The sequence below is a fragment of the Bacillus sp. PS196 genome (genome assembly GCF_037963555.1).
GTDB lineage: Bacteria > Bacillota > Bacilli > Bacillales > Bacillaceae > Bacillus > Bacillus subtilis.
Genome location: NZ_CP150159.1, coordinates 3,552,145 through 3,564,128, shown reverse-complemented (window position 1 = coordinate 3,564,128; position 11,984 = coordinate 3,552,145). Strand labels below are relative to the sequence as shown.

Sequence of the window (11,984 nt, the reverse complement as noted above, 5' to 3'; positions counted from 1 at the left end):
CGCCGGCTCCTGAAACATCAGGAAAGGGGTTAAACATGTGAGTATCAAACGATCAGCGGTCCATACGCTAGCGTTACTGGCCGCTGCTATATTTGGAGTCGTCCTATTGCTGGGAGCCATCCATAAAGATATAGGTTTCATGCAGATGGCTGCTGTGCTTGCGGTGTTGGCAATTGGCCTGTTTTTACTGACGCTTGCAACCGCATTTACAACAAAAGAACGGCTCTTTATGGCTGTAATCTATATTTTGATCGCCTGCACTTTTTTAAATAATGCATTTTTCGCTATTCATCTTGGATTTTTCAGTTTGTTCCTTTACCGGCTTCTGCTCATTGCAGCGGGTTGCCTTCATATTTTCGGCATGGTTCGGAATCGAACCCATATTGAAAGATGGCATGGGCTGCAAGTAAAAGGGATATTGCTCTTTTTCGCCTTTTGGTTTATATATGGCCTTGTTTCTCTGCTGTGGGCCAAGTCGGTAACAGTTGGCCTCAAGTATTTAGCCTTATTGGCAATGGGAATCTTCTTCATTTATCTTATTGTCATGTACGTGCAAAAAATGGAGCGGCTGATGATTATTTATGCCATTTGGCTGGTGATGACGGTATTTCTGATGATCATTGGTTTTTACAATCATATCACCCACCATCATCTTGCGAGTTCCACATTGTACAGCGGACCGGAGTATAAGCAGCATTATCCGACATCGGTCTTTTTTAATCAAAATGACTTTGCGACCTTTTTATCCATCAGCTTCTTTTTTTACATCACGATGATGAAAAACATTAAGAATGGATACATCAAGGCAATTGGCCTTGTGCTCTCGCTCTGTGCGTTGTATTTAATTTTTGCCACTGGTTCAAGAGCCAGCCTTCTGGGGATTTTTGCAGGTATTGCTGTCTACATCTTCATTGTATTGCCGCCTGTTTTAAAGAAAATGGCTATATGGCTGTCGGCGGCGGGAATTGCTCTTTTCGCAGTTCTTTTCGCCAGCAAAATCTATTCAAAGTTTTGGGAGCTGTTTCTGGCCCCGCAGACGCTGCATTCATTTCATGACAGGCTTCCATCAAATGTGGCTCGGGCAAATCTGCTGAAAAACGCTTGGCATTTTTTCCTTGATTCATACGGATTCGGAGTCGGAGCAGGAAATGTATCCTATTATCTTGAGCATTATGCTGTATATGATACTGACAATGTGGCAGAGGTGCATAACTGGCTTGTTGAAATTCTTGCTAATTTTGGCTTGTTCATCATGCTGGGATATTTGTCCGTTTATGCCTACCTCATATGGGTGCTTTACAAGTTTTATGAAAGAAAATTAGAAAATCAGTCAAAACTGATCACAGAAGGACTTATTACCGCTATGGTCAGTTTCCTGGTATCAAGTATCAGCCCAAGCTCTGTTTCAAATTTATTTTTCCATTGGGTGTTTATGGCGCTCGTCATCGCCGCCGTGAATGTGTTAAGGCGATCCAGACAAATGCCTGAGCCGATGTACAGATAAACAGACTACAAAAAGCAGGGAGACTTATATGAACGATATATTGATAAGAATAGCCCGTCGCATAAAAAAAAATATCATTTGGATCATAGCGGTGCCAATTATATTAGGTGCGGCGGGGTATATCCTGCCGTCACAGATCGCTGATCAAAAGAGCTATACAGCAGAAGATACTTTGGCTGTGGGGAGCTATGATCATCCAGTTTATAACAGCACAGAAGAGATTCCGCTTCTGCTTAAGAGCGACTCTTTTTTGAAGGAGGCGCTTCCTGATGAAAAGGATGAAGATGTAGCAGAGATCAAAGAGAAGCTTACAATCAAAACGGAATCCAAATCGTTACTGACTTTAAGCTATAGTGACGAGGATAAGGATAGAACGGAATCTGTCTTAAACGCCATATCCTCCACCTTCCTCAAAAACGATCAAAAGCTGTATGCAGAAAGAGAAGCCGTCATCCGCAGCAGCATAGACGCGCTTGAAGGCGAGTCGGTGAGCGAGGATTCCAAAGTGGATAAAGAGAGATTTTTGTATGAGCTTAAAAACACACAGCTTAACCTGAAAGCGGCAAGTGTTACTGATTCCGAAACCGTAAGTGAGACAGCAGGCGGCGGAATGTCTCCGAAAAAGAAAGCAGTTCTCGGCGTTATGATTGGCCTTACGATTGCCTTTATGTTCGTTGTCATTCCTGAATTTTTCAGGGAATCCTTTTAAAATCATACGATGGAGATGTGATCATGACCAATTGGAAACCTCTCGTATCTGTCATTACACCTTCCTATAATGCGCGTGACTATATTGAAGACACGGTTCATTCGGTATTAGATCAGAGCCATCCTCATTGGGAAATGATTATCGTGGATGATTGCTCAACGGATGGGACCCGCGACATTTTACAGCAGTATGAAAAAATAGACGAAAGAATTCATGTGGTGTATCTGGAAGAGAACTCCGGAGCTGCGGTTGCTCGCAACAAAGCGTTGGAACGCGCTCAAGGGCGCTACGTAGCATTTTTGGACAGTGATGACAAATGGAAAAAAGACAAACTGGAAAAGCAGCTTGAGTTTATGATGGAGCGCTCCTGTGCGTTTTCTTTCACGGGCTACAGCTTAATGGCGCAGGACGGGACCCCACTCGATAAATTTATTCATGCGCCGGAAAGCCTGACGTACGATGACGCCCTGAAAAATACAATTATCGGCTGCTTGACGGTGATGATTGACAGGGAGCAAACGGGACAGATCCAAATGCCGAATATCAGAACGAGACAGGACTTAGCCACATGGCTGTCTCTTTTAAAAAAAGGATTTACAGCCTATGGAATGAATGAATGCCTGGCTGAATATCGGCTTGTCAATAACTCAATTTCCAGCAACAAATGGAAGGCTGCGAAAAAAACGTGGTTTGTCTACAGGGAGATCGAACGGCTTCATTTTATGAAAGCAACATGGTGTTTTGTTCAATATGCAAAAAACGCGGTGAAAAAAAGATTATAGCCGCAAACAGAGAGAAAAGGTGATGAAGGTGGAAACAAAAGAAGCAATCATTCATGTCATCGTTGCCACTGCTGAATGGGGAAAAGACCAATTGAGATACAGAAGGCACCGGCTGGCAGAATTTTTAGCTGCTCAGGAGGAAACGAAGGAAGTTATTTGGGTATGTCCGGCTCCGCGTGCCCAAGGGAAAGAGTTTCAGGAAGTCCATTCTGGCATCAGGCAATTCGCTGTCAAAGACCTGCTGCAGAAAAAAATGTTTCGTTTCGGACGATATACAGATGTTTTTTACAGACATAAGCTCTCCCCATTACTCGATGAGCTTACACCTGCTTCTGCAAACGGTGAACGCTGCTGTTTATGGTACACGTTTCCCGGATTCCCGCTGCTGTCTTCGCTGTATCCTTGGGATCAGGTCATTTATGACTGCAGTGACTTATGGGCGGCGCCGATCAGCGGCCGATCAAATCTGCTGTCTGAATTCCGGCGAAAAGTCATTAAATCGGCAGAGCTGAGAATTATACAACGAGCAGATTCAATAACCTGTTCATCAGATTATCTTCACAAGGAAGTAGACAAAAAACTGACTGCAGGACGAGAAAAGGTTCATACTGTGGAAAACGGTGTGGAGTATGAGCTGTTTTCTGCAAATAAACAAGCTCCCGATCGCAGTATACTGCAGGGGAGAGAAGGAACAGTGTTAGGTTTTATCGGCGGAATTAAACCGAAGCTCGATTTTAAAATGATTGAAGAAGCCGCCCTGCAAAAGCCTGATTGGACATTTTTATGGGTTGGCCCGGATGCCACCAATGGTGACGTTTCGTTTCAAGAGCTGCTGAGGCTTCCAAATGTCATATGGACCGGCCCGGCAGATCCGAAAGAAGTTCCGCATTTTATGGAGCTTATCGACATTGGCATCATGCCATATAAACAATCACCGTATAATCAAGCTGTGTTTCCGCTGAAACTATTTGAATTTTTAGCGGCAGGGAAACCTGTCGTAGGCACTAATCTTCCGTCAACCTCAAAAATGCAAAAGCCGTATGTATACGAATATGTAGAAGGTGATCATCCAATCGATTTTATAGCAGCTTGTGAAAAAGTTCTCGGACAAAACGGAGACGAAACCTATAAAGAAATGCGCCGAAACATCGCTCGCACACAAGATTGGAATTGCTTATTTAGACAAATTATGAAATATACAGGGATTCAAAAACATGCGTAGTCCTATAAATTGGGATGCGCGTTTTTTGATTATACGTGTTTCTTTTTGATGAAGCTTGTTATAATAACTAAGGAGAAGGTATAATGGAAGGAACGGTTCTCTATATAAATAAAGACTTCATTTAATTCCAAAGGAGACTTCTTTATGCTTGACGAACGCATGATTCGCATTGTTGTTGCGTTTATTGTCTCGCTGCTGACAGTTTTAATCATAACCCCAATCGTAAAAAGGATTGCGATTAAAATAGGTGCAGTTGACCAGCCCAGCAATCGAAAAGTACATGACAAAATCATGCCCCGCATGGGCGGGCTGGCCATATTTATCGGGGTGGTTGCAGGCGTGCTTGCATCCGGTATTTACACAGAAACAAGGATGACGGCAATTACAGTCGGAGCATTCATCATTATTGTGTTAGGTATTCTTGACGATAAATATCAATTAAGTGCAAAGGTTAAGTTTTTGATTCAATTAGGTGTAGCCATTATGATTGTAAGCACTGGCTTAAAAATGGACTTTTTCTCAGTACCTTTTTTAACAGAACGGTTTGAGTTAGGATGGATGGCTTATCCGCTGACGGTATTATGGATTGTCGGCATCACGAACGCAATTAACCTGATTGATGGATTGGATGGCCTTGCTGCCGGTCTTTCTGTTATCGGCCTGTCAACGATCGCTGTCATGGCGCTATCCGGCGGAAAAGTGCTCATTCTGTCACTCTCATTAGTCGTTATTGCCAGCACGCTGGGGTTTTTGTTTTACAACTTCCATCCGGCAAAAATCTTTATGGGAGATACGGGATCACTTTTTTTAGGGTATAGTATCTCGATTCTTTCATTATTAGGCCTGTATAAAAGTGTCACATTGTTCAGTATCGTTATCCCGATTATCATATTAGGCGTCCCGATTTTTGATACAACTTTTGCTATCATCAGGAGAATATTAAACAAACAGCCGATTTCAGCGCCTGATAAGTCGCATATTCACCATAGACTGATGGCCTTTGGCCTTTCACATCGGATGTCGGTCTTAGTTATTTATTTAATTGGATTTATTTTCAGTATCAGTGCGATTGTACTTAAAAGTGCCACAATTTGGCTTTCTTTGTTTATTATCTTCATTTTAATTATTTTTATGCAAATCATAGCAGAAGTGACAGGACTCGTGAATGAAAAATTTAAGCCGTTTACAAAGTTTTATAAACGGCTGGTGAAAAGGAATTAAAAATTCCGGCTTATGTGCCGGAGTTTTTTTCTGCGCAAAAATGCCCGATCCTCTAAAAGGACCGGGCATTTTTTAATAGGATGAATCAGTTGTTGAATTCGTTGTACTGTTGTTTGAGCTTGTGCTGCTGTCATTCGAATAGCTGTTTCCGCTCGTCGTCCCGTCAGTTGTTGTGCCAGTGCTGCCAGAACTGCTTGAGCTGTCAGTCCCGTCTGTTGCATTTCCGGTACCGGAAATGCCAGTGCTTGTATCAGGAGTATAATCTAAATGCTCTTGAAGCGTTTTTCTGACTTTCTCGAGATTTGTAGCATCAGGTTCAAAGTAATATGTGTTGTTAGGCCCTAAATACAAATCAGAACCTGTAATGCTCAATGTGTCGATTTTTTTGCTGGTAAAGCCGCTGTAAATCTGCTGAAGCGCTAAACCTTCAGTAATGCGAATATTGGTTTCAACATTTTCGCTGGCTTTTTCTGCGATTTTATCAATTTTAGCAATGTTGCTTGCACTTGACATGCGGTCAATCAGCGCGTTTAAGATTTGTTTTTGTCTGTCATTACGGCCAAAGTCTCCGCGTTTATCCTGTTTTCTCATCCGGGCATATGCTAATGCTTCTTCGCCGTTCAAATGCATCTCGCCTTTTTTGAAGTAAATCCGTTTGCTTTCGTCTACATCACTTTTTTCATCGAAATCGAAAGGCACGTCAACATCAATACCGCCGACTTCATTAATCACATCTTTAAATCCGTCAAAATCAACTGTGACATATTTATCAATCGGGATTTGCAAGAAGTTTTCAACAGTTTCAACTGTCTCATCTTTACCGCCTTTGCTGTAAGCGGCATTGATCTTCGTCTTGCTTCCCGTTGTGTCACCAGCTAATTGCACACGTGTGTCACGCGGAATGCTCAGCATTTTCATGGTTTTATTTTTGGGATCCAGGGTAACAACAATAAGAGAGTCTGATCTCCCTTTTTGTCCTTTAGTCGCGTAATCCTCTATTCCCATAAATAAAATAGAAAATGGTTTTTTCTTCATGTCTACAACTTCGTTGCGAAGATTTGATTTATTCCCGCGGGATAGGGCATCGTACGATTCATCCGCAGCGTTAATGGTTTTATAAAGTTTATACCCGCCAAGCCCTACAACTACCAATAGTGCAAGGGCGAACAATAACATTATTCTTTTTAAAATTTTCCTGCGTTTGCTCTTTTTCTTTTTTCGCACACGCACTCTAACGCGTTCAGCCATTATTCAGTCTCCTTTATGTGATTGACGGCTTTTTCAAGATACGTCAACTCTCCCTCTTTAATATCACTCTTTCCATTTGTCAGTTCTGTCATCCATTCAGAAAAAGCATTTGTTTCCTTTTCTTCCACGTATGTTTCGAATTCAACATTTTCTGAATAATGGATTTCCTTTAACAGAAATTGTGACTCCCTTAATTCATTTTCAATCTTGCCAAGCCATGTGTAATCTGCAGAAGTATGCATGATTCGCATAAGCTTCCGTTCTACAACACCTATATGATTTAATCCTTCAGACACTGATTTCCCATAAGCGCGAATTAATCCGCCAGCACCAAGCTTAATGCCTCCGAAGTAGCGTGTAACGACGGCGCAAGTATCCTTCAGCCTGCGTTTTTTTAAAACCTCGAGCATCGGCACTCCCGCTGTACCGCTTGGTTCCCCGTCATCATTGGCTTTTTGGATATGATCATTCTCGCCAATAACATAAGCCGAGCAATTATGAGTCGCATTCCAGTGCTGTTTCTTTATTTTCTGTATAAATTCCTGTGCCTCTTGTTCGGTAGAAACACGGCTTAAATGACAGATAAAACGCGATTTTTCTATAACAATCTCGTGTTCTCCTGCTTCTTTCACAGTAAAATAGCTGTGCAGCATGCTAGCTGACCCTCCTGCTAAGCATAAAAGACTGCCTATACAATTTCGTACAGTCTTTAGAATTTTTGTGCGTATTTTGGTATCATAAAGAGTAGAGAGTATATAAAAATGTTTTTTTCTAGAATATACGCATTCTTTCATTATAATTCGACATAATTTGCAGATCAATTACATTTATAATAAAAATATATGACAACGCCGTGACGGAGGGAAATTATGAATAAAACAAAGATGGATTCCAAAGTGCTGGATTCTATTTTGATGAAGATGCTGAAAACCGTTGACGGGAGCAAGGACGAAGTTTTTCAAATCGGGGAGCAGTCACGCCAGCAGTATGAACAGCTGGTCGAAGAACTGAAACAAATTAAACAGCAGGTGTATGAAGTGATTGAGCTTGGCGATAAACTTGAAGTGCAAACTCGCCATGCGAGAAACCGTTTATCCGAGGTCAGCCGTAATTTTCATAGATTCAGTGAAGAGGAAATCCGCAATGCTTATGAAAAAGCCCATAAGCTGCAGGTAGAATTGACGATGATCCAGCAGCGTGAGAAGCAATTGCGCGAACGGCGGGACGATTTGGAGCGCAGATTGCTAGGGCTTCAGGAAATCATTGAGCGGTCAGAATCATTAGTAAGCCAAATTACAGTTGTGCTCAACTACTTGAATCAGGATTTGCGCGAAGTTGGACTGCTTCTTGCTGATGCTCAGGCAAAACAGGATTTCGGCTTAAGAATCATTGAGGCGCAGGAAGAAGAGCGAAAAAGAGTCTCAAGAGAAATCCATGACGGACCCGCTCAAATGCTGGCGAATGTTATGATGAGATCGGAATTAATCGAGCGGATTTTCCGTGACCGGGGCGCAGAGGACGGATTCCAAGAAATTAAAAATCTACGCCAAAATGTTCGGAATGCCCTTTACGAAGTGAGAAGGATTATATATGATTTAAGACCGATGGCCCTTGATGACCTAGGCCTGATTCCAACTTTAAGAAAATATCTATATACAACCGAGGAATATAACGGGAAGGTCAAAATACATTTTCAGTGCATTGGAGAAACAGAGGATCAGAGGCTAGCGCCTCAGTTTGAGGTTGCGCTCTTCAGGCTCGCACAGGAAGCTGTGTCTAATGCGCTAAAGCATTCTGAATCTGAAGAAATTACAGTCAAAGTTGAGATCACAAAGGATTTTGTGATTTTAATGATAAAAGATAACGGTAAAGGGTTCGACCTGAAGGAAGCGAAAGAGAAGAAAAACAAATCATTCGGCTTGCTGGGCATGAAAGAAAGAGTAGATTTATTGGAAGGAACGATGACAATAGATTCGAAAATAGGTCTTGGGACATTTATTATGATTAAGGTTCCGTTATCTCTTTGACTATGATTTGTAAAATAGAGCCAAAAGGCATATTGACCGAATGCTAGAGTATATAGAACAATAATACAAGGAGGCGTGGCTTGTGACTAAAGTAAACATTGTTATTATCGACGACCATCAGTTATTTCGTGAAGGTGTTAAACGGATATTGGATTTTGAACCTACCTTTGAAGTGGTAGCCGAAGGTGATGACGGGGACGAAGCGGCTCGTATTGTTGAGCACTATCATCCTGATGTTGTGATCATGGATATCAATATGCCAAACGTAAATGGTGTGGAAGCTACAAAACAGCTTGTAGAGCTGTATCCTGAATCTAAAGTAATTATTCTATCAATTCACGATGACGAAAATTATGTAACACATGCCCTGAAAACAGGTGCAAGAGGTTATCTGCTGAAAGAGATGGATGCTGATACATTAATTGAAGCGGTTAAAGTAGTGGCTGAGGGCGGATCTTACCTCCATCCGAAGGTTACTCACAACCTCGTTAACGAATTCCGCCGCCTTGCAACAAGCGGAGTTTCTGCACACCCTCAACATGAGGTTTACCCTGAAATCCGCAGACCATTACATATTTTAACTAGGCGGGAATGTGAAGTGCTGCAGATGCTTGCAGACGGAAAAAGCAACCGCGGTATTGGTGAATCATTGTTTATCAGTGAGAAAACCGTTAAAAACCATGTCAGCAATATTTTACAAAAAATGAATGTAAACGACCGGACGCAAGCCGTTGTGGTCGCCATTAAAAATGGCTGGGTAGAAATGAGATAGTATAATAGGAGACTTGCCTTTTACTAGGCAGGTCTTTTTTTAGGCTGCCGTTTCCCTTACAATAGAGTTATAAAGCAATAAGGCAGGTATCGAAGCTATGAATATTGCAGTCGTAACAGACAGCACGGCATATATTCCGAAAGAAATGCGTGAACAACATCAGATACATATGATCCCTCTCCAGGTTGTTTTTAGGGAGGAGACTTACCGTGAAGAAATTGAGTTGGACTGGAAAAGCTTTTATGAAGAAGTGAAAAAACATAATGAGCTCCCGACGACTTCTCAGCCGCCAATCGGCGAGCTGGTTGCGTTGTATGAAGAGCTTGGCAAGTCTTATGATGCGGTTATCAGTATCCATCTTTCCAGCGGGATCAGCGGAACATTCAGCAGTGCAGCAGCGGCTGATTCGATGGTCGACAATATTGATGTGTATCCATTTGACTCAGAGATCAGCTGCTTGGCTCAAGGCTTTTATGCCCTTAAAGCTGCTGAATTAATCAAAAACGGAGCATCATCGCCGGAAGATATTATAAAAGAACTGGAAGAAATGAAAAAAACAGTTCGAGCTTATTTTATGGTAGATGACTTAGCCCATCTTCAGCGCGGCGGGCGATTAAGCAGCGCCCAAGCCTTCATTGGTAGTCTTCTAAAGGTAAAGCCTATCCTTCATTTTGACAATAAGGTAATTGTGCCTTTTGAGAAGATTCGCACACGTAAAAAAGCAATTTCGCGAATTTATGAGCTTTTAGACGAAGATGCGAGTAAAGGGTTGCCTATGCGAGCTGCTGTTATCCACGCTAATCGAGAGGAAGAAGCAGCGAAAATCATTGAAGAGCTTTCTGCAAAATATCCTCATGTTGAATTTTATAACAGCTATTTTGGCGCGGTAATCGGCACTCATTTGGGTGAAGGTGCGTTAGGAATTTGCTGGTGTTTTAAATAAGGCCAAATCTCCGTTTTTAGAGCGGAGATTTTTTTATATTCTTATTTTAATAGTTGGACAGAAAATATTCATTCAGGCATACTGTTTCGAAAGGAGGCGTGCTATGTGAATGTGCCAGTTGAAAAAAACAGTTCCTTTTCAAAAGAATTGCAGCAGACGCTTCGAAGCCGTCATTTGCTCAGGACTGAGCTCTCATTTTCCGATGAGATGATTGAATGGCATATCAAGAATGGATATATCACTGCTGAAAATTCTATATCCATAAATAAACGGAGATATAGATGTAATAGGTGCGGACAAACTGATCAGCGGTATTTTTCTTTTTATCACTCATCTGGAAAGAATAAGCTGTATTGCCGTTCCTGTGTCATGATGGGCAGAGTGAGTGAGGAGGTTCCTTTATATTCATGGAAAGAGGAAAATGAATCAAACTGGAAGTCTATTAAGCTGACATGGGATGGCAAGCTTTCAAGCGGACAGCAAAAAGCCGCCAATGTTTTAATTGAAGCAATATCAAAAAAAGAAGAGCTCCTCATCTGGGCGGTTTGCGGCGCTGGCAAAACAGAAATGCTGTTTCCTGGTATAGAATCAGCGTTAAATCAAGGACTGCGTGTATGTATTGCAACACCTCGCACCGATGTTGTATTAGAGCTTGCTCCAAGACTCAAGGCTGCCTTTCAGGGTGCTGACATTTCAGCGCTTTACGGAGGAAGCGATGACAAAGGGCGGCTATCTCCGCTTATGATTTCCACTACGCATCAGCTTTTGCGATATAAAGATGCAATCGATGTTATGATCATTGATGAAGTTGACGCTTTTCCATATTCTGCTGATCAAACCCTTCAATTCGCTGTTCAAAAAGCAAGAAAGAAAAACAGCACCCTCGTTTATTTAAGTGCAACACCTCCTAAAGAATTAAAAAGAAAAGCACTGAACGGACAGTTACATTCAGTTCGCATCCCCGCAAGACACCACCGGAAACCTTTACCCGAACCGCGCTTTGTATGGTGTGGAAACTGGAAGAAGAAATTAAACCGAAATAAAATTCCGCCAGCGGTGAAAAGATGGATAGAGTTTCATGTAAAAGAAGGGAGGCCTGTTTTTTTATTCGTTCCTTCCGTTTCTATTCTGGAAAAGGCTGCTGCGTGCTTTAAAGGTGTTCATTGCCGAACCGCATCTGTGCACGCGGAAGACAAGCATAGAAAGGAGAAAGTGCAGCAATTCAGAGATGGTCAGCTCGATCTATTAATCACAACAACAATACTGGAAAGAGGCGTCACAGTCCCCAAGGTGCAAACGGGTGTACTAGGAGCGGAATCGTCTATCTTTACGGAAAGCGCACTTGTTCAAATTGCAGGAAGAACCGGCCGGCATAAAGAATATGCGGACGGCGATGTCATTTTCTTTCACTTCGGCAAAACAAAGAGTATGCTCGATGCAAGAAAGCATATAAAAGAAATGAATGAATTGGCAGCAAAAGTTGAATGTACAGACTAGCCATTATTTGAAAACGTGGTACAGTATACTCATATAACCGATGATGAGGAGCTGTAAAA

Annotated in this window: 11 protein-coding genes; 9 read left to right on the top strand and 2 right to left on the bottom strand. The window is 42.0% G+C overall.

What is annotated here, in order from left to right:
- Nucleotides 1–37: 37 nt before the first annotated feature.
- The 5 genes from tuaE (at nucleotide 38) to NST79_RS18500 (ending at nucleotide 5,438) form a co-directional block, all read left to right on the top strand.
- Nucleotides 38–1,504 carry an O-antigen ligase family protein gene (gene tuaE / locus NST79_RS18520; protein ID WP_212059522.1) on the top strand — a complete coding sequence of 489 codons (1,467 nt, stop codon included), beginning with the start codon at nucleotides 38–40 and terminating at the stop codon, nucleotides 1,502–1,504.
- A 28-nt stretch (nucleotides 1,505–1,532) separates the two neighbouring features.
- Entirely contained in the window at nucleotides 1,533–2,213 is a 681-nt protein-coding gene (locus tag NST79_RS18515; RefSeq protein WP_017695313.1) for a Wzz/FepE/Etk N-terminal domain-containing protein, read from the top strand.
- A gap of 23 nt (nucleotides 2,214–2,236) precedes the next feature.
- On the top strand, nucleotides 2,237–2,995 hold the full coding sequence (locus tag NST79_RS18510) for a glycosyltransferase family 2 protein (protein ID WP_003242619.1): 759 nt from the start codon (nucleotides 2,237–2,239) through the stop codon (nucleotides 2,993–2,995).
- Between the two features lie 28 nt (nucleotides 2,996–3,023).
- Entirely contained in the window at nucleotides 3,024–4,217 is a 1,194-nt protein-coding gene (locus NST79_RS18505; protein WP_080475153.1) for a glycosyltransferase family 1 protein, read from the top strand.
- 144 nt (nucleotides 4,218–4,361) lie between these two features.
- Nucleotides 4,362–5,438 (top strand): MraY family glycosyltransferase, encoded by a 1,077-nt coding sequence (locus NST79_RS18500; protein ID WP_003227975.1) that lies wholly within the window; start codon nucleotides 4,362–4,364, stop codon nucleotides 5,436–5,438.
- A gap of 72 nt (nucleotides 5,439–5,510) precedes the next feature.
- On the opposite strand, the gene tagV is transcribed toward NST79_RS18500, so the two are convergent.
- Entirely contained in the window at nucleotides 5,511–6,686 is a 1,176-nt protein-coding gene (gene tagV, locus NST79_RS18495; RefSeq protein ID WP_015714802.1) for a polyisoprenyl-teichoic acid--peptidoglycan teichoic acid transferase TagV, read from the bottom strand.
- A complete protein-coding gene (locus tag NST79_RS18490; protein ID WP_003227979.1) occupies nucleotides 6,686–7,339 on the bottom strand; it encodes a YigZ family protein in 654 nt (217 codons plus the stop codon). The genes tagV and NST79_RS18490 overlap by 1 nt, the downstream gene beginning before the upstream one ends.
- Before the next feature lie 216 nt (nucleotides 7,340–7,555).
- Between NST79_RS18490 and degS the strand changes: the two genes are divergently transcribed.
- The 4 genes from degS to comFA all read left to right on the top strand — a co-directional run bounded on the left by degS (nucleotide 7,556) and on the right by comFA (nucleotide 11,925).
- On the top strand, nucleotides 7,556–8,713 hold the full coding sequence (degS, locus tag NST79_RS18485; protein WP_003227983.1) for a two-component sensor histidine kinase DegS: 1,158 nt from the start codon (nucleotides 7,556–7,558) through the stop codon (nucleotides 8,711–8,713).
- Nucleotides 8,714–8,795: 82 nt separating this feature from the next.
- The gene (degU, locus tag NST79_RS18480) at nucleotides 8,796–9,485 is read left to right on the top strand and encodes a two-component system response regulator DegU (RefSeq protein ID WP_003219701.1); all 690 of its coding nucleotides are present in this window, start codon (nucleotides 8,796–8,798) and stop codon (nucleotides 9,483–9,485) included.
- Nucleotides 9,486–9,582: 97 nt separating this feature from the next.
- Nucleotides 9,583–10,428, top strand: coding sequence for a DegV family protein (locus tag NST79_RS18475; protein WP_003244125.1), 846 nt, complete (start codon nucleotides 9,583–9,585; stop codon nucleotides 10,426–10,428).
- Nucleotides 10,429–10,533: 105 nt separating this feature from the next.
- Nucleotides 10,534–11,925, top strand: a complete 1,392-nt coding sequence (comFA, locus tag NST79_RS18470) for an ATP-dependent helicase ComFA (RefSeq protein WP_212059114.1) — start codon at nucleotides 10,534–10,536, stop codon at nucleotides 11,923–11,925.
- Nucleotides 11,926–11,984: the final 59 nt, after the last annotated feature.